This is a genomic window from Bacteroides sp. AM54-2NS, assembly GCF_003602935.1.
Lineage (GTDB): Bacteria > Bacteroidota > Bacteroidia > Bacteroidales > Bacteroidaceae > Bacteroides > Bacteroides xylanisolvens.
This window is the reverse complement of record NZ_QTMZ01000033.1, coordinates 32,636-51,938: the sequence shown is the minus strand read 5'-3', so window position 1 is coordinate 51,938 and position 19,303 is coordinate 32,636. Positions and strand designations below refer to the sequence as shown.

The 19,303-nt window shown below is 40.7% G+C and carries 16 protein-coding genes and 5 pseudogenes; 4 read left to right on the top strand and 17 right to left on the bottom strand.

The features are described 5' to 3' along the window. Nucleotides 1-64 precede the first annotated feature (64 nt). The 12 genes and pseudogenes from DXA05_RS18305 to DXA05_RS18250 all read right to left on the bottom strand — a co-directional run bounded on the left by DXA05_RS18305 (nt 65) and on the right by DXA05_RS18250 (nt 13,630). Nucleotides 65-1,051, bottom strand: a complete 987-nt coding sequence (locus DXA05_RS18305; protein WP_049702542.1) for a FecR family protein — start codon at nt 1,049-1,051, stop codon at nt 65-67. A 53-nt stretch (nt 1,052-1,104) separates the two neighbouring features. Beyond that, nucleotides 1,105-1,659: an RNA polymerase sigma-70 factor gene (locus tag DXA05_RS18300; RefSeq protein WP_049702543.1), complete on the bottom strand. Its 555-nt coding sequence runs from the start codon at nt 1,657-1,659 to the stop codon at nt 1,105-1,107. A 192-nt stretch (nt 1,660-1,851) separates the two neighbouring features. Then, complete coding sequence (fucP, locus tag DXA05_RS18295; protein ID WP_049702544.1) at nt 1,852-3,162, bottom strand: L-fucose:H+ symporter permease; 1,311 nt, start codon at nt 3,160-3,162, stop codon at nt 1,852-1,854. Between the two features lie 18 nt (nt 3,163-3,180). Continuing rightward, nucleotides 3,181-3,572: pseudogene (locus DXA05_RS18290) on the bottom strand (L-rhamnose mutarotase). 6 nt (nt 3,573-3,578) lie between these two features. Further along, nucleotides 3,579-5,008 (bottom strand): annotated as a pseudogene (locus DXA05_RS18285) (rhamnulokinase family protein). A 17-nt stretch (nt 5,009-5,025) separates the two neighbouring features. Further along, nucleotides 5,026-5,664: a class II aldolase/adducin family protein gene (locus DXA05_RS18280; protein ID WP_128859463.1), complete on the bottom strand. Its 639-nt coding sequence runs from the start codon at nt 5,662-5,664 to the stop codon at nt 5,026-5,028. A gap of 159 nt (nt 5,665-5,823) precedes the next feature. Next, nucleotides 5,824-7,598, bottom strand: a pseudogene (gene fucI, locus DXA05_RS18275) (L-fucose isomerase). 68 nt (nt 7,599-7,666) lie between these two features. Beyond that, entirely contained in the window at nt 7,667-8,662 is a 996-nt protein-coding gene (locus DXA05_RS18270; RefSeq protein WP_008640666.1) for a GntR family transcriptional regulator, read from the bottom strand. 178 nt (nt 8,663-8,840) lie between these two features. Then, nucleotides 8,841-9,394 (bottom strand): annotated as a pseudogene (locus tag DXA05_RS18265) (30S ribosomal protein S16). A 106-nt stretch (nt 9,395-9,500) separates the two neighbouring features. Continuing rightward, a complete protein-coding gene (locus tag DXA05_RS18260) occupies nt 9,501-10,802 on the bottom strand; it encodes a Na+/H+ antiporter NhaC family protein (protein ID WP_008640665.1) in 1,302 nt (433 codons plus the stop codon). 201 nt (nt 10,803-11,003) lie between these two features. After that, complete coding sequence (locus DXA05_RS18255) at nt 11,004-12,605, bottom strand: ATP-binding protein (protein ID WP_004313188.1); 1,602 nt, start codon at nt 12,603-12,605, stop codon at nt 11,004-11,006. A gap of 498 nt (nt 12,606-13,103) precedes the next feature. Then, nucleotides 13,104-13,630: pseudogene (locus tag DXA05_RS18250) on the bottom strand (DJ-1/PfpI family protein). 166 nt (nt 13,631-13,796) lie between these two features. Here DXA05_RS18250 and DXA05_RS18245 point away from each other — a divergent pair. The 4 genes from DXA05_RS18245 (at nt 13,797) to DXA05_RS18230 (ending at nt 15,893) form a co-directional block, all read left to right on the top strand. Beyond that, a complete protein-coding gene (locus DXA05_RS18245) occupies nt 13,797-14,147 on the top strand; it encodes a helix-turn-helix domain-containing protein (protein ID WP_004313186.1) in 351 nt (116 codons plus the stop codon). A 29-nt stretch (nt 14,148-14,176) separates the two neighbouring features. Beyond that, nucleotides 14,177-14,620, top strand: coding sequence for a GNAT family N-acetyltransferase (locus DXA05_RS18240; RefSeq protein WP_008022934.1), 444 nt, complete (start codon nt 14,177-14,179; stop codon nt 14,618-14,620). 9 nt (nt 14,621-14,629) lie between these two features. Continuing rightward, nucleotides 14,630-15,310 carry a sigma-70 family RNA polymerase sigma factor gene (locus DXA05_RS18235; RefSeq protein ID WP_049702549.1) on the top strand — a complete coding sequence of 227 codons (681 nt, stop codon included), beginning with the start codon at nt 14,630-14,632 and terminating at the stop codon, nt 15,308-15,310. Nucleotides 15,311-15,371: 61 nt separating this feature from the next. Then, on the top strand, nt 15,372-15,893 hold the full coding sequence (locus tag DXA05_RS18230) for a DinB family protein (protein ID WP_049702550.1): 522 nt from the start codon (nt 15,372-15,374) through the stop codon (nt 15,891-15,893). Nucleotides 15,894-16,382: 489 nt separating this feature from the next. Here DXA05_RS18230 and DXA05_RS27885 read toward each other — a convergent pair whose 3' ends face one another. From DXA05_RS27885 to DXA05_RS18210, 5 genes are read right to left on the bottom strand one after another with little or no spacing between them, the layout of a single operon-like run. After that, nucleotides 16,383-16,616, bottom strand: a complete 234-nt coding sequence (locus DXA05_RS27885; protein WP_284515613.1) for a hypothetical protein — start codon at nt 16,614-16,616, stop codon at nt 16,383-16,385. Next, entirely contained in the window at nt 16,613-16,849 is a 237-nt protein-coding gene (locus DXA05_RS27880) for a hypothetical protein (protein ID WP_284515612.1), read from the bottom strand. The genes DXA05_RS27885 and DXA05_RS27880 overlap by 4 nt, the downstream gene beginning before the upstream one ends. Before the next feature lie 33 nt (nt 16,850-16,882). Beyond that, the gene (gene creD / locus DXA05_RS18220) at nt 16,883-18,235 is read right to left on the bottom strand and encodes a cell envelope integrity protein CreD (protein WP_128859462.1); all 1,353 of its coding nucleotides are present in this window, start codon (nt 18,233-18,235) and stop codon (nt 16,883-16,885) included. Between the two features lie 26 nt (nt 18,236-18,261). Then, complete coding sequence (locus tag DXA05_RS18215) at nt 18,262-18,558, bottom strand: transcriptional regulator (protein WP_004313179.1); 297 nt, start codon at nt 18,556-18,558, stop codon at nt 18,262-18,264. Continuing rightward, the gene (locus DXA05_RS18210) at nt 18,559-19,158 is read right to left on the bottom strand and encodes a hypothetical protein (protein ID WP_009040467.1); all 600 of its coding nucleotides are present in this window, start codon (nt 19,156-19,158) and stop codon (nt 18,559-18,561) included. Nucleotides 19,159-19,303: the final 145 nt, after the last annotated feature.

Sequence of the window (19,303 nt, the reverse complement as noted above, 5' to 3'; positions counted from 1 at the left end):
CGTATAAGGTTAACTAAATGAGTAATATTGTTATCTGTTCTTTTCCTGTTATCAGGATATTTTTCTATTTGGGGATTAAATAGCAGCAGTCACCTTGTATTTTATAATCCATCTGACCTACTACATTTACTATTACATCCATAACTTCGGACAGCGGTGCTTTATCTTTAAAACGGAAGCTGTATTTATCTTCTTTCAGATTCTTCAGGCGATACTCAAAGGTATATGGATATTTACGTTCTAATATAGTTATAATCTCTTTTACATTCATTTCTCTGAATACCAGTTCGCCACGTTGCCAGGCTGTGATGTCATTCATATCGGGAGTGTCCAGATGGTATTGTCGGGTGTGTTTATGATAGGCCAATTGCTCGTTTGGTTTCAGAATCATTTGAGAATTCAAATCATTATATTCAACGAGTACACTTCCTGAAATCAAGGTTGCCGCTATGATCGGATTCTCGGGGTATGCAGCTACGTTAAATTCCGTTCCGAGTGCTGTTACCTGAAAATCGTTCGACTTGACGATAAACGGATGCTTCTTGTTCGGTTTCACTTTGAAATTGGCTTCACCAATCAGAAATACGCTACGGTCTTTACCAGTAAATTCCTGTGGATATAAAAGGGTGCTTTGTGAGTTCAGTTGTACTTTGGTTCCGTCAGGCAAGGTGAGAGTATGTACCTCTGCTGTCGGAATATATTGCTGCAATAAATTGGGTTCCACCTTTTTTCCTATGGTAGAAAGATAGATGGAAGAAGCTGCTACTATAAAGAATACGGCAGCGGCTATTTGCCAGATATGGATCGGGCGGATTCTCCGTTCTTCTCGTACGGAAGGAATGCCTGCATTTCTTCTTAATAGCTCGTATGATTGATGCAAGTTAGGAGCTGTTCCTGATTTGTATCCTTCTTCCCACAGAGTTTGTAATGCTTCATCCTTTTCGGAAACATGTTCTTCGTCTACCAACCATTTGTAGAATTCCTGTCGGGTAGATCCCGGATAGTCATTTCCGGTAAATAAGGCTAGTATTTTCTGAAAATAATTCTTCATTTTGAGATATTAATTAGATCTGTTACATTAATACCTCAATTAACTAAGACAGACTACTTAAGGAAAAGTGCGAAAAAAAACAAAAAAGATATTTTTTTCATTTCAAGTAGAGTTAAATAGATATGATGCTCTACTGTTCGGACTGAAATGTTCAGCTTTTCAGCGATTTCGTTATTGCTCATATTTTCGAAACGGCTCATCTCAAAAATCTTTCTGCGTTGTTCGGGAAGACGGTCGAGGGTTAATTGGATGATAAGTTTAACTTCTTTATAGTATATGGCATTGAGAGGATCTTCTGTTTGAGAAAGTTCCTCAATAAGGCTTTTTTCTATCACTTTCTCCTGATAGGCTAATTCTATCTTTTTGTGTTTGATAAAATTGAGGGTCGTGCTTTTGGTAAGAGTATAGACATAGGGTTTTAAATTGGGTACTTTTGTCCATATTTCGGGCTGGGTCCATAATTTCGTGAAAACGTCTTGAGCAATATCTTCTGCGTCTTCTTCGGATTTAAGCAACATAAAAGCGAAATATTTTACTACCGAATAATACTCTGTGAATATCATTCCGAATTGTTTTGCTAGTAATATGTTGTCTTGGCTTGTGGTCATTGAGTTAACAAATTATTGGAAATCGAATGGCAAATGTAGGCAAATAAAATTAAGACGCGAAGAAAATGGGAATTGTTTATGAAAAAAAGATAAATAAAATAGTGACGCTATCCGCTGCGGATACCGTCACTATATGGGTGGGATGGTGACGGTATCATGATGGGATAGCGTCACTATTTTTAAGTTTGTTTTTTACCAGTTTCTTTTCACTGTACGGTAACCATAACCGATGATTACAAGGAAGCAGATGAAGGGTAGAATGAATGAAACATTGACAGCCGGCAACCAGGCTATTTGTTTCAGGTCAATGATACTTGCCTGTAGCGGTGGAAGAACAGAGCCTCCCAAGATAGCCATAATAAGGCCTGCAGCTCCAAACTTAGCATCATCTCCCATGCCTTTCAAGGCAATACCGTAGATGGTGGGGAACATTAGTGACATACAGGCGGAAACTGCTACTAGACAGTAAAGTCCGAAGATATTCTGGAGGAAGATAGTTCCTAGAGTGAAAACACCTCCGAAGATAGCGAGAATCATCAATAATTTGCCTGCATTGAGATAGCGCAGAATGAATGTACAGATGAAACGGCTGATACAGAATATCACCATTGCCACAATATTATATTGCTGTGATAACACTTCCGCACTTTTCTCGTCCATACCTTGCGACATGAATAAACGGGTTCCATACTGAATGATAAATGTCCAGCACATAATTTGCGCGCCTACATAGAAGAATTGAGCAATTACCCCTTCACGATAACGTGTTTGGGTAAAAATGCGTTTCAGTGTAGGAAAGAAATCTATTCTATGATTCTGATCTCCGTTTTTCGGCATCTTGACGAATCGTATCAGAAGCAACATCGCTACGATAACCAGTCCGATGATAAGATAAGGAGCAATCAGAACACTAAGGTCGCTTTCTTTGATCGCCTGAAATTCACTGTCGTTAAGCAATGCGCGGTCTTCAGTACACATCGGATGCAATTTCGCTTGAATGAATTGCATGGCTACATACATTCCGAGAAGTGACCCCATCGGATTGAAAGACTGTGCAAGGTTCAAACGCCGGGTAGCTGTTTCTTCCGTTCCCATAGAAAGAATATACGGGTTACAGCTTGTCTCGAGGAAGGACAATCCGCAGGTCAGGATGAAATAGGCAATCAAAAACGGATAATATTCTCCCGTCATTTTGGCGGGGAAGAATAAAAATGCTCCGAAAGCATACATTCCCAGTCCTAACAAAACACCGGCTTTGTAGGAATATTTGCGGATGAATATGGCAGCCGGGAAAGCCATTGCAAAGTACCCTCCATAGAAGGCAACCTGTACCAATGCTCCGTCGGTAGCACTCATCCGGAAAATCTTGGAGAATGCCTTTACCATCGGATTGGTAATATCATTGGCAAATCCCCATAATGCAAAACATGAGGTAATGAGAACAAAAGGTATAAGATAACTGATGCCATCTTTCGAGAGGATGGACTGTTTGGGGTGTTTCATGGTTGTTTCTGGTATTTTTTAAGTGTTATACAAATGGAACATTCTCTCCATCGGTTTCCATTTCTCTGCGGAACTCATTCCGGGAGCGGCTTGTTGGAAGATGGCCATATATTCTTCCCACTCCTGTTGGCGGGGAAGCGTGTTCAGGCGTTCCATTGCTGTGTCCCAGTCAAAATCAAGGGGAGTTTCGACAATCATAAACAGTCGTGTTCCCAAGATATAAATTTCCATTTCCAGAATACCGACTTCCCGGATCCCGGCTAGGATTTCGGGCCATGCTTCCGCCTGGCTATGTCTTTTCCGATATTCAGCGATCAGTTCCGGAGAATCGCGTAAATCGAGGGTTTGGCAATATCGTTTGACGGGAACGTCATAAGATTGACCTGATAACCGGTTTTGGGTGTTTCCATATACTTTTATTTTTTAGGGTAATATACTTGTGGGGTAACGCTACGAGTTACAATCTCTCTCAATTCACGGAGATCGGCTATTTCTCCTTTTGCCATAGCCTGTGTCAGAATGTTTCCCATTGCAGTAGCTTCTACCGGACCTGCATAAACGGGAATACCGAGTTCGTCAGCTGTCAGTTGGTTGAGTAATTGGTTTTGTGATCCTCCGCCGATGATGTTTAGCTGACGGATCGGAGAGGGGAGACAACGGTTGAGCTGTTCCACCGCCTGCCGATATTTGAAAGCTAATGACTGGAGTACACATCGCACGGTTTCTGCTTTGTTTTTCGGCACTTGCAAAGCATGATGCCGACAATAATGAATAAGAGCGTTTTCCATATTTTCCGGATTCATGAATGTTGCGTCATCCACAGGGATAATGGTCGCAATCTGTGCTTCGGCAGCTTGCGGGATGATTATATCATAATTTTGTTCTTCGCCACATGCTTTCCATTCACTCATCAAGCGTTGCAAAATCCATAGTCCTGTTATATTCTGTAGGAAACGGATTTTGCGTCTACGCCTCCTTCATTGGTGAATTGAGCTTTTCTTGCTTCTTCCGTCAATATGGGTTCATCCACTTCCACTCCCAGTAGTGACCAAGTGCCGGAACTAAGGAAAGCGATAGGACTTTCTACGGCAGGAACAGCGGCGACGGCACTGGCTGTGTCGTGTGAGCCGACAGCAATAACGTCTACGGTACCCAGTCCTGTTTCGCGGGCAATATCCTCTTTCAGAGTACCCCTGATTGTTCCGGGGAGAATAATCTCACCGAACAGATGTTCGGGAATACCTAAGGCGCGTATGGTATCCACTGACCAGTTCCGCGATTGGGCATCGAGTAATTCGGAGGTGGAGGCAATGCAATATTCATTATTGGCTACTCCTGTCAGGAAATAGCTGAAGAGGTCGGGCATGAATAACAGTTGCCGGGCAACTTTCAACTGTGCATCTTGATGCTGTTTCATGCTGTAAAGTTGAAACAGCGTATTGATAGCCATCACCTGAATACCGGTGTCGGCATAGTGTTGGCGTTCATCCAATAGCTTGAATACTTCTTCCGGTATTCCTTCTGTTCTTGCATCCCGATAACAGACTGGATTTCCTAACAGGTTTCCATGTTTGTCAATCAGTCCGAAATCCACTCCCCAGGTGTCAATACCAATACTTTTTACGGCATATCCTTTTTGTGCAGCCAGTTTCAGTCCGGTTTTCATATCTTCGAACAGGGCCGGGAAATCCCAGTAGATATGATTTCCTAGTTTGACCTGTCGATTGGAGAAACGGTATACCTCTTCCAACTCCAGTTTGCCATGGTGAAGGAAGCCGGCGATAATCCGTCCACTTCCGCCTCCGAAGTCTGCTGCTAAATAAGTGTGTTTGATGGTATCTTTCATGGTATATTGCCCGGATATTAGTTGGTTTTCTTTCCTAATACGTAGATTTCCAGGTCTTCAATTTCTGCCGGTGTGAGTACTGAATAATCACCGCCGGATTGAACGATGATGCGGCAAGCCATTTCAAAGAAGGTAGCCCGTTCGTATACTTGATCGAAGTCTTTTCCGCATACCACTTGCCCGTGGTTGGTCAGTAAAACCGAGTTATGCTTTAGCATGGCTTCTACCACGGCTTTTGCCAGTTCCGGTGAGCCGGGACGATAATACGGAATCACAGGTATTTCCGAACCTACATGACAGGGAATTTCTGCTGTTACATTGAAGTTTGTCGGTTTGTTCTTCATGCAGGAGACAGCCGTGGCATATTTCGATTGAAAGTGGAGAACAACATTGACGTCCGGACGTTCGCGGAGAATCCCTAAATGGAATGTACTTTCCATAGAAGGTTTTACACCATTGGTAGGAGTGCCGTTGGCAATATGGCAGATAGATACTTTCTCTTTGCCAAGTGTGGGAACCCAGGAACCCGTACCGGAAATCAATGCTTCTTCGCCGATTCTCCAGGAAAGGTTACCGCTGCTGCAAAGCATTAACTTTGCATCTCCGTAACGGTGTGCTTGTTCGATGAACTGTTCGATATGTTCGTTGGTAATCATAATTGCAAAGATAAAAAAATTAGAATTAAGTGAGTCGAAATTGCTTTTATTTAGACATAAGAACAAAAGAACATAAGGTCTGCGCTAATAGAATTATTTATAGCTATTTATTGAAGTTGTTTTATCTTTTGTCCTTATGTTCTTTTGTCTGAATTAAAATTATTTGTAGATAGGACCGTAAGTGGTACAAGCTCTGTAATCCGCTCCTTCCTTATCCATGCCGAAGGCGTTCCAAGCTGCCGGACGGAATATTTCGTTGTCTTCTACATTGTGCATGCATACCGGGATGCGGAGCATGGAAGCAAGAGTGATTAAGTCCTGACCGATGTGTCCATAGCTGATGGCTCCATGATTGGCTCCCCAGTTATTCATTACTGAATATACATCTTTGAAAGCAGGTTTTTCACACAGACGCGGTACAAACCAGGTGGTAGGCCATGTCGGATCTGTACGCATATTGAGTTTCTGGTGGATTTCCGGGTCTATTTCTACTGTCCATCCTTCTGCGATTTGCAGGACAGGGCCTAAGCCTTTAATCAGGTTGAGGCGCATCATGGTTACGGGCATGCCACCTTTTGACAGGAAGTTGGAAGAGAAACCGCCGCCACGGAAGTAGTCACGGTCTGCCGGATACCAGGTAGTTGCTTTCAGGCAGTTTTCTACATCAGCGTCTGTCAGGTTCCATGGTTCTTTCATAACCGGATTGCCTGCCGCGTCTAATGATTGGCCGGAACCGTCGAGAGTTGTTGCGCCGGAATTGATAAGATGAATGATACCATTTGCTGCCAATCCGCTCAATTCTTTGCCGGTTACACGTTTCACGGCTTCAGGACTCCAGTAAGTACGTACGTCAGAGAATATTTGGGCGCGGTTGGTCAATAAATGTCCGAACAGCATAGCTACGCCGTTGCAGGCATCGTTCTCGGTAGCTACGACAAATGCTTCACGAATACCGTTCCAGTCAAAAGAAGTATTGAGCAGAGCTTCCGGATAGTCACCGTTAGGATAGAAGTCTGTCCATTGGCGTTGTCCCTGGAAACCGGCTGCAATGGCATTGTGTCCCAAGGCTTCTTCCTTGAATCCCATTTCTTTCAATTTGGGATTTCCGGTCATCAAGTCGCGCATGATAATCGTCATCTTTACAATGAATTCCCAATCAGCATCTTTCTGTTCACGGGTTTTACGTTTTTCAGGACGGTTCTTGAAGTCTTCACCTTCGTTTGTCTTGCAATTTTTTTCAGTCCAGGCCATGGCTTTGGCGTATTCTTCGTGGTCATAGATGCCTTCGTCCATTCGACGGATGATTTCTGTGAGGTCTATTGACTCATTACGCATTCCCAAATACTCTTGGAAGAAATCAGGATTAACGATAGAACCGGCGATACCCATAGATACACTACCCATTGACAGGTAAGATTTGCCTCTCATCGTAGCTACTGCCTGTGCGGCACGTGCAAAACGAAGAATCTTTTCCGATACATCTTCAGGGATTGTGTTGTCGTCCAAATCTTGAACGTCGCGTCCGTAGATACCGAATGCGGGAAGGCCTTTTTGTGCGTGTCCGGCAAGTACGGCAGCAAGGTATACAGCTCCCGGACGTTCTGTGCCGTTGAATCCCCAGACAGCTTTCGGATAATGTGGATTCATATCCATTGTTTCTGCACCGTAGCACCAGCAGGAAGTAACAGTAATGGTAGAACCGACCCCTTCTCTTTCAAACTTTTCCGCACAAGCGGCACTTTCGGCTACGCGTCCGATCGTGCTATCGGCTATAACACATTCTACCGGACTGCCATCACCGTTTTTCAGGTTGCTGCTGATTAACTCGGCTACTGCTTTTGCTAAATTCATTGTTTTCTCTTCAAGCTTTCGCGAACGCCACCCTGGCGACCATCGATTGTGGGACGAATCCCGATTTTCGGATACTTTTTCATGGTTTCTATCTATTAAAGGATTAATTAATATCTGTGCTGAACTGTGCTGATGTCTTCGCAAAAAAAAATTAAAGCGACTTTCGAAGTCTAACTTCCGTCGGCAAGAACTTCTGCACCGGTACATTATTGAGAACAAAATTGGCCGCTTCATTTCCCATCATTTCCCAATCAATACTCAATGAGGTTATTCCTTCGTCAATCACTTCATAGGAAGGAATATCATTGTAAGCCAACAGGCCAAAATCTTTTCCGCATTTCAGCCCTTCCAATCTTCCTTGTTTCACCACCTTTACTACGTCTTGTTGTTTGATAGCGATATAGGCAACTCCCTTACGTACAATCAGGTTCTCAATATCCTCCTGTATTTCACAGAGAAATCCCTGTTCCTGGCAGAAACGGGTAAAATACACCTTACTGCTTTGGGGGTGCTTCAAGCTTTTTGGAAACAGAAAAACGAGCTGGCGATAATTCTTCAACTTTTCCTTGAGCTGATTCAATGCCTGAAAGAAAGATTCATCAAAATCCTGGCAGATATATGAATACTTTTCTTTTTCAAATTTGCCGAAATCGAGAAGTAATAATCTTGAAGGATTAATTTTATTGAGAACAGTGCTGAATTTCTCGTTATCGAAATTCATCACGATATATTTGTTGTATTTCCCGATGGATTCCCGGAGGATCGTATTGAACAACCGTTCGTTGTATTGATGAAATAATAAGTCTACCTTATAGTTAATAGGCAGATGTCTGACGAAACTATTGTATAAAGCTTCTTTGAAAGGAGTATATTGGTCGAGCAGCAATAAAACATTGGTCACCTGGCTCGTCACATAATAGCCCTTGCCGGGAGTGGAGTCGATCAGTCCTCGTTCGCGTAAATCAAGGAAAGCTTTGAAAACCGTATCACGTGATACTCCGTATTGAGCGCTTAACTGATTGATGGAAGGCAAAGAATCTCCTTCAAGAAATTCTTTCCTGGAAATCGCCTGGCTAAGTGCGTCCGCTAGTTGCGTAACCTTGCTTGCCTGTTGTCCGAATGTTGCCTTTTTATCAGTTCGTTTCATATTCGAAAAATAAGTAATACTATGCTGAACTATGCTGATGCAAAGAAAGGCATTTTATTCTGAACGGAATAAATAATTTGATATGTTTTATAGCAGAAAGTAATAAAAAAATCCCCTCCGGCGGACCGGAGAGGATTTATTGCTTTTTCCTAATTTCTTGTTCGGAATCTGCTGAAATTTATTCAGCAGCAGCTTCTGTTGCAGGAGCTTCTTCAGCCGGAGCTGCGGCAGCTTCTTCTGCAGGTGCTTCAGCAGCAGCTTTTTCAGCAGCTTCAGCAGCTTTCTTTTCAGCGAGTGCTTTTGCTTTCACTTCGTTGATTTTCTTTTCTGCTTCTAGACGTGCTTTAGCTTCAGCTTTCTTAGCTTCGTCTTGTTTAGCTTTCAAAGTAGCCAAACCTGACTGTTTGTTGTTTTTCCAAGCTTCGAATTTAGCTTCTGCTTCTGCTTCTCCGAATGCGCCTTTTGCTACACCGCCCAGAAGATGTTTCTTCATGTAACTCCTTCACGAGAAAGGATGTTACGTACAGTGTCACTTGGTTGTGCACCTTTCAGTACCCATGCCAATGCAGCGTCGAAATTCAAATCTACTGTAGCAGGATTGGTGTTAGGGTTGTAAGTACCAATCTTCTCAATAAATTTACCATCACGTGGTGCTCTGCTGTCTGCAATTACAATTGAATAGAACGCGTAACTTTTACGTCCGTGTCTTTGCAATCTGATTCTAGTTGCCATTTTAAATAATTGTTTTTAATGATTGATTTGAATTATGCTATTATCTCGTAATAGCGGGCACAAAGATACGGCTTTTCTTTTGATTGACAAACATTTCGCATCTTTTTTACGAATACCGTTTCGGATAGCGGAACAAGATTGCCAGTAAGGCGCATGCTCCCATTGTAAACGGATAATAGAGATTGCCGATGATACTGATGGGGGAGATACTGGCGAGTCCCGCTGCAATCAGCATCTGCGCTCCGTATGGAATAATCCCTTGTATCAGGCAGGAGAAAGTATCGAGGATACTGGCTGTTTTTCTTCGGTCGAGATGGAATTTCACGGCAATATCTTTGGCAATCGGTCCTGTTGTGATAATGGCAATCGTGTTGTTGGCAGTACATAAGTTGGCGATACTTACTAGGGCTGCGATGCTTAGTTCGGCTCCTCTTTTACCATTGACGTGGCGGGTGAGTTTTCGGATAATGAAATCGATACCGCCGTTATAACGGATTGTTTCGAGCATCCCTCCGGCCAGCAGAGTGATAATAATCAGTTCTCCCATTCCTGTAATTCCTGTTCCCATGGCACCAAACCAGTCGAAGATCCCGAAGCTGCCGGTCGCGATGCCAATGATGCCACTTGTCAATATACCTATTATGAGTACGAGCATCACGTTCATTCCGGCAATGGCTGTTCCTAATACTATTATATAAGGTATAACTTTGATCCATTCAATGGTCTGTGTTTGGGTGGGGGCTGTAATGGATAGTCCCTGAAATATGTAAATTCCCAACACAATGATGGCTGCCGGGACGACAATCATAGAATTTACACGGAATTTATCGCGCATTACACATTCCTGGGTTTTTGTCGAAGCGATGGTGGTGTCGGAGATAAAAGATAAGTTGTCTCCGAAAAAAGAACCGCCTACTACGACGGCTACCATAAAGGGGAGAGCTATTTCAGTTTTTTCTGCCAGTCCTACGGCAACGGGAGTAAGGGCGACAATAGTTCCCACACTGGTTCCGATGGATAAAGAGATGAAACAGGCGGCAATAAAGATACCTGCCAGCAATAAATTGTCAGGAAGAATATGCAGCGTCAGATTGACGGTGGCATCGATTGCACCCATTTGCTTTGCGCTTTGGGCAAAAGCTCCGGCAAGGATGAATATCCATATCATCAGGAGGATATTCTTATTGGCAGCTCCTACCGAGAATTGATAGATACGTTGGTCTAGTTTTAAGCCGCGTGTAATGGCGATGGCATAACAGGAAGAGACGAGGAAGGCCACTGTGATAGGTACTTTATAAAAGTCGTTGACGAGGATAGAAGTTACCAGATAGAGGCAAAGGAATACGAGTAACGGGCTTAATGCCCACCAGTTTCCGGGACGGTCTTTATGTATTTTTTCTTCAGTCATAAATGAACGTTGGGTATTTGTTTTATTCTAAAATCAAAATAGCGATGCAAAAGTAGTGTTTTTCACAGGAAGTGGCAAAAAGGAAGTCGAAAGAAGGCATTATTTCATTGATCTTTCTATAGATGAGGGAGACACTCCATAGAAAAAAAGTATAACCTGTTCCTACTATTGATAAGTAGGGCAGGTTCTTTTTATTATTTCTTATTGATTTAAGCGCAAGGGATGTGTGAACCAGAAACGGCTGCCGACTCCTATTTCGGATTCGGCACCGATAGTGCCGCCAAGATGTTCGATGATACTTCTGCAAATAGATAGACCTAAGCCCGTGCCTTTTGAAAAAGAGTTGAGTTTTACAAATCGGTCGAACACCTGATCTACTTTATCGGGTGCAATCCCCATACCTGTGTCTGTGACAGCGAATTCTATCTCATTACTTTCTGCTTTATGGCGATATTCCAACATAATCTGCCCTTCATTTGTAAATTTGAGAGCATTATTTATGAAATTGGTAATAACCTGCATTAAACGTTTTTTGTCTGTGTAAATATAATATTCAGGTAAATCCGGAGCCAGCAAAACGGGTACGGGTTTATCTTCTTTTATATCATAATTGCGCATTATATCTTCGCAGAAGCTCTTGATATCCAGGTGATCCATGGTGAAGTCGAGTGTTCCGGCTTCTATTTTCGATAAATCGAGAATATCGGAAATCAACTGCAAAAGAAGTTCTGTGTTTTCCTGCATAATGTCAACATAATCCTGACGTTCTTTTTTGTCGTCCGATTCAACCAACAGACTTGCAAAACCAACAATCGCATTTAGCGGAGTGCGGATTTCGTGACTCATGTTAGCGAGAAAGGCTGATTTTAAGCGGTCCAGATTTTCTGCTTTTTCTTTGGCTACTCTTAGTTCTTCTTCAATCGTTTTTTGATGGTTGATATCGACACTGGTTATAACATGTGCTATTTGTCCGTCAATCCAGGCAAATGCTGCGCTGAATACCCGGAACCAACATTTGTCAAACGGGCGTTGGTAGTCCCAGGAGTAGACTTTGGTAGGTTGCCCGTTTTCGTCAATCAAATGTTTTTTAGGACAAAATTCACATTCTCCGGTTTTATCTTTATAAAGAGCCTGCCAGCATTTTTTTCCTTCAAAATGTTCGATGCCTCCATAAGGAGCGGCCATAGATTCATTGACATATAGCATATCATGAGAATCAAAAGAGTTCACATAAATGTCAACTCCCATATTATTCATGATGCTGCTTAATGTCTTGCTTGCCCGCACTTCTCTTTCTTTATATTCCCGCACTGCTATTTCCTTGGAGAGGGAGCCTAAAATGAGATGAATCACTTGAAGTTCTTCATCGGTGAAGGATATTGCATGTTCTCTGTCTCCAAATCCGATGAATCCGATAATTTTCCCTTCGGAGTCTTGGATTTGCCGGATTAGTAATGAGTCGACTTTATAAAAATCCACGATGTCTACATCATTCCAAGAAGTATTTTGGTTTCTGCAAGCATAAAAAGGTTTGTTCTTTCCATTTATGCGCGCAGCATGTTGATTGGTCATTTCGCTGATTTCAAAACGTTGTCGCAGGATGTTGTCGCTATTTCCGACAGTTTCCTTTAGGTAAAAGTAGCGAAATCCATCAGTTTGGTAAATGAATCCTCTTTTAAAACCATAGTATTCGCAAATATCCGTAAGTGATTCTGTGATTTTGTTTTCAATAGATTCACAGCCATTCAATCTTTCTAAAAAATGAAGTAAAAATGCATTATAATTTTCTTTTTCTCTGGTCATATTGTTTTAGGCATCTTGTTTGGTTATTTAAACTCGAAAGGAGTATGCTGTTTATCTCTTTCAAATCTTCAAGCTGCTAATATACGGACTTTTTTAAAAATGATGAACGCTGTTTCGGATTTTTGTAATGTTCCGTTTTTCTTTTTCTTGGTGCGAAAAGATAATGTAATATATGATATTTCCGTTGGATTTTAGTTAACTAACAACAGTATTTTGAGAAATAAAGAGGTGGAATTGTACGGATTTATTAAATAAAACGTTGTTTGGGGAAGTTAGTCAGTCTTAGAATTTTTCGAACTTGTAAGTAATTGATTACTAATGCATAATAAATGGTGTGTTTTTCCTTTAAAACCAATGGGTCGCTCCTTTAAAAGAAACGACCCGTTGCACACCGAGAAACACACCGTTCCTTTTAAACGAACGTGCTTTTTCATCTTCGGATACGTGAATTTAAATAATAATGTTTATATTTATTGTTTTATATCTGCGCAGCCGGCATTATTTTAATGCTTCGGTAACCTGCGGCATCATTGTCCAAATAGTATTTTCATTTTGAGCGGTGAAGAAGTTACCATCTATCTCTGATTTCTCATCGGTAGCTGTTCCGTTTTGAATAGCTGACTTGGCTAATGGGTGAACTGCTACTTTTTTTCCTTTGGTTATACCGGTAAAGTCAAACATCATTGCACCGGCACAATGTCCGATCATCATTTTCCCTTTATCCCCGACGTTTTAATGACTTGCATCAAATCTACATTATAAGGCTTATCGGCATTCTGCTGAAATACAGGCACTGCATCGCCACAAGAGAAAACGAGTGCGTCAAACTCATCTTCGTGTCCCTTCAAATTAGCAATCACATCATCCACTGTTAGGTTGATTCCTGAATTTGTTTTAATCTCCTTCGTATCCGATACGGCAAATACTTTATATGAAATGCCATTCTCGAAAAATGCTTCCAAATATTGGAATAATCCACAACCATTTACCGGATTCACTGCTAAAACTGCAACTTTCTTTGCCATAATCATAATTATTTAAATGAAACAATAGTTATTATTAGTAAGTTTATTACTTTTGTGATGCAAATGTATCTTTCTTGTTTGAGAAATGCAATAACGTACTTGAAAATAAGGAAGTTACATAGAGGTAACTATTGCTGAAACTCAATAAAATACAAAACGTTAAAGAATGAAAAACTTTCATCCGACGGGGAATTGTCCGATAAGAGATGTGCTTAGCCGCTTGGGAGATAAGTGGTCGATGTTGGTGCTTATTACGCTGAACGCAAATGGAACTATGCGTTTTAGTGATATCCATAAAACGATAGAAGACGTCTCTCAAAGAATGTTGACTGTTACATTGCGTACTTTGGAATCAGATGGATTGGTTGAACGGAAAGTATATGCTGAAGTACCTCCTCGTGTGGAGTATTGCCTGACAGATACAGGTGGTACCTTGATTCCTCATATTGAAGGACTGGTGGGATGGGCTTTGGAGAATATGAATATTATTTTGGACCATAGGAAAATGAGTCGGTAACATTTTTATTTTGTGACAAAATAGAAAATATGGAGATAAAACTAGTAACTTCAGATAAAAAAGAATTCCTTGATTTATTACTCTTGGCTGATGAACAAGAAAGTATGATTGACCGATATTTGGAACGCGGTGATATGTTTGTTCTTTATGATGATGGGTTGAAAGCTCTTTGTGTGGTGACACGTGAGGGAGAAGGTGTTTATGAAATCAAGAATATTGCTACTGTTCCTTTCTTCCAACGACAGGGGTACGGAAAACGTTTAATAGAGTTTTTATTTGAATATTATCAGGGGAAGTGCTCTGAAATGTTGGTGGGCACAGGAGATGTACCTTCTTCCAGATCATTCTATGAACATTGTGGTTTTGCGATTTCTCACCGGATAAAGAATTTCTTTACTGACAACTACGATCATCCGATGTATGAGGATGGTGTGCAGTTGGTGGATATGATATATTTGAAGAAAACATTTTAGTGTGTAACGATGGAAATAGATATCAATTGTTTGGTGAAAGAATATGGAAATATGATTTCCATGATTGCTCACCGGATGATTCAGAATAAAGAAATCGCCCGCGAAGCAGCACAGGAAGTGTGGTATGAACTTTGCAAAAGTATCAGTAGTTTTAAAGGCGATTCGGAGATTTCTACATGGATATACACTATCGCTCGTCGCACTATTGGCAGATATGCAGCATGTGAAAAGCAGGTGAAAATGTCGGAAATCGAATATTTTCGTTCGTTGCCGGAATTTGAATATTCCGGTGGGGAAGAAGCGAAGCGGGAATGGATAAAAGAAAGGTGCGACTGGTGTATCACCGCTTTAAATCATTGTCTGAATAATGATGCTCGTCTGATTTTTATCTTTAGAGAAAATGTCGGGTTGCCTTATCGGCAGATTGGCGAAATCATGGAACTGAAAGAAAGTAATGTGCGGCAAATCTATAATCGTTCCATTCAGAAAATCACAGCTTTTATGAATGATACTTGCCCGTTATATAATCCCGATGGTGCTTGTAAATGTCGCATTTGCAAACCGGTATATTCTATTGATATGGATAAAGAATATACAATGGTGCAACGAATGATGAGGCTTGCCGATTTATATAGGAAGTTTGAAAAAGAACTACCGAGGAAAAATTATTGGGAGAAATTCTTGCAGTAAGTTGTCACAAAGCTCATTTGCTTTTCCACTAACTATATGTATAATTAAAAAACATATAGTTATGAGTAAAATTGACTTTTTAAAGGAGCAGATTATAGAAGCTCGCACATTTGTGAATCGTTTGATGTCTGAATTGCCGGAAGATTTGTGGTATGTTATTCCTGAAGGAACAGATTCTAACTTTATTTGGCAAGTGGGACATCTGCTTGTTTCACAGAATTTTCATACACTGACAGCTGTTACCGGAGTGAACGAAAAGGTGGGGCGATTAGTGCCTATCCAAAAATATAATAGAATATTCAATGGTATGGGAACATTGCATCGTTCCATAGAAAAGGACTTGATTCCAGTTGCTGAATTGAGAGAACAAACGGAAATTGTTCATCAAATCTGTATCGAGAATCTGGAAACTCTGAATGATGATGTTTTGGCAGAGTGCTTGCAGCCTCTCCCGTTTAAACATCCTGTTGCGGAAACTAAATATGAAGCATTGTCGTGGAGCTTTAAACATGAAATGTGGCACAGTGCAGAAATGGAAGCAATCAAAAGAGAGTTGGGGTATCCAATCGTTTGGATGAAATAATGATTATGTCCATTTCTATTACTGTGTGAATAAATAGACTTATTAATGACCTGCTATTGTATGCAAACGTGTTTCTCAATTTTTACAATTAAGGACTACGCTCTTAATAAACGTACTTTCTGTTTATAATAAACTTTTTGATAGTTTATTATAAACGGTATCAGATTTTATTAAAAACTATTTTGATCGTTTTTAGAGATTCGATAGAATGAATTAAGTAAAAATATAAACAAATAGGGCAATGATCGTTAGATTATTGCCCTATGATATATCTGTACTAATACTGAAATGTATCAGTTAGATTATTGCCCTATGATATATCTGTACTAATACTGAAATGTATCAGTTTAAAGGCTTTTTATGTCTCTATTTTTCTTATATTTTTCATTCCTCTTATTGCTTTTTTTTCCTCAAAGATACAAAATAAAAAGCCATTTGTCAAGTGTTTCAGAAGAAAGCCTCTTGTTTATTGAGTAACTCTGGATTTATTCATAAATCATATACGGTTACAGCTATTTCTTTATCAATTAATTCTTCTTTGATAATTTGTTCGATAAGCTCCCATTTCCCGCCAGCCAATCCACAACCAATTCGTGGCATATGTATACTTGCCTTCTGTTCCATTGCAAACAAGGCTACTTTTTTTAAACATTGTCGGACTGCTTCATAGCGGATAGGAGGTAATCCATTTGTATTTTTGTAGATACCCTGCTGTCCTATCATATTGGCGACATATATATCATCTGCACGTGGACGAACTGTACATCTCCTAAGGAGAATTCTTCTTGGGATTTATACCATTGGCGGTAAGCTTCTTCGGTAACTTTCCATTTTTTGGAAAGTGCCAATACGAATCCTTTTCCCCATCCTCCAATATCATTGCAGATGTGAGTGATGATTTTATTACCCGGTGAGATAGGAGATGTAGCATCTCCTTTAATATATATTATATCCATAGTTTTCTAATTGACAGCTTGAGAAATAGAATCTTATTCATTAAACCAGTCTATTTTCTTTGAAAAATACATCACTATTGCCAGAATGATAAACAGTCCTAAGCTGCCTGCCAATAATGCGAAAGTCTCCAGTTGGATAAGCACAAAGATATAAATATAGAGTATAGCCAACAAACCGGACATGATTAATGACGGTTTCTTTTTCTTGGTGATTCCGAACATATATCCGCCTACCAGTATAATAGTCAGTGCAGAAGATAACAAATAGGCCGGGTTGAAACCGACGTGTTCGGAGAAGGAGAGGAGCAGGCTGTAGAATAGACAGAGAGCCAGTCCTACCAATAAATACTGCAAGGCATGAATGCGGGTATTGTTCATGATTTCAGTGAAGAAGATAGCTCCGAAAGTCAGTAGGATAATCAGAATAGCATACTTTGCGGAGCGCATAGACTGTTGGTACTGTTCCACCGGAATTTTGAAGTTCACACCGAAACTGGAACTCTCAATATCCTTGATATTTGAGGTGTTGAAGTCAACCATCACTTGTGAGTAATTCCGGTTCAAGTTTAAAACTTGCCATTGTGCGGAAAATTCCTTCTCCGTAATATTCCGGTTGTTAGGCAAATAGTTTCCGGTAAAGCTCGGTGTATTCCAGTTGGCTTTCAGATCTACACGGGTTGTTTTACCCAATGGAATAAAGTTGAGTGACTGTGAACCTTTCAGTTTGATTTTTATTTCGTATGGCAGTTTTTTATTCTGCTTCAATTCCGACAAATTAGCGATCGCATGAACTCCGGTGTTAGCTATTCCTCTGTTGTCCATACCCGGCTCGAATATATAAACAGAATCTCCCAAGGTGATGCTAATTTGTTCGCTGATACCCCGCATATCGGTCAGATTCAAGCAAATAGCTGCCCTGTCAAACTGCAACTGCTCCATGTCTATTCTGCTCTTTTTCAATTCTTCCGAACTGAATGACCCTTTCAATGTCAGTTCCGATTGATATACATTGACCTCATAGATACTTCTTTTCAGGATTTCAGTCTTCAGTTGTCCGTTGACCATAAGCTCGTCAGGAAAAAGTATCAGGTCTTTGATGGAAATCTTCTTCTCACCGTTGTTTTCAGTGACAACCGGATACTGGAGATTCAGGTAAGGGCCAGTGATGGTCTGTGCAAGACTCCATTTTTCGCTTACCTCGTCGATAGCTTCTTCCTGGGTTCGTCCCCGTTCGGAAATAAGATTCTCAATCATAAACATGGGGATCATCAGGAGAAGGATTAATAATCCGATGATGACAACCTTGATTGTTTTGGAGAAACGGTGGAGGCATCCCATAGGTTGCTGCGCCTGTTGCTCATTTGAATTTTCATTGAAAGCGTCCATAAGCCAGTAGTGTTTTGATGAATTATTTATTTTGATTTTAGAAATTTCTCTAAGGCTTCAATATGCGATTTGAAAGCTTCTCTGCCTTGCGGGGTTGCCTGAAAAACAGTCCGTGGCTTTCGTCCGACAAAACTTTTGTTGCATACGATATATCCCAGTTCTTCCAGGGCACGGGTATGGCTGGCAAGATTGCCGTCGGTCAGAGAGAGCTGTTCTTTCAGAAAATTGAAATCAGCTTCCTCATTTACCATCAGAATAGCCATGATGCCCAGTCGGACCTTGCTTTCGAATGCTTTATTAATATATTGGAATGCTTCTATCATTTATGATCTCTTTCTTTCGTAGTGTAAATAGAACAATATACCATAGAGGATATGGAAACCGCCGAAACCGATGGTCCAAAACAATAATGAATGACCTTCCCAAAAACAGTCTACGATGCCCAAACAGATGAAAGCATAACCTAACCATACGATGCTGGAATAAGTAAACTTGGAAACGTTGACTAGTGCCAGCCCGTAAAATAGAAGCATGACAGAAGCCAGAATGTCATAATACTCGTGCATAAGGATGGAAATACATAAAACACCTCCGGTCAGCATCGGAAGAGAGAAATTCCACAATGCCCGGTAAGTGAGGCGGCTGAAAAATTTTTGCCCTGTCTTCTTGGATTTGTAATAGGACAGGATGCAAGCAGTGACCGCAGCAGCTACCAATACGAGCGAAGCTATTATAGCCATCAATTCAAGGGCAACAATTAAATGAGTGCCCGGTGTAATAACTTGTGTGGCGATATATGCGCCAACTAATGCGTAAATGCCCGCCATGATTGCAGCGAGACCACTTAGAGAGATAAACTTTGAGGACTTTTCCATCAACTCTTTTATCTCATTTACCGATTCTAATGCTTTATCTTTATTCATATAAAAAAGTACTTTGTAGTGCAAAGTAAAATAAAAGATTTCAGATGAACAAACTTTTTGCTTGAATATTTTGATAATAAAGATTGGAGTACTATGTTAATGCATTAATATATAGTGATTTAATGAATGAATAAACGAATGGACA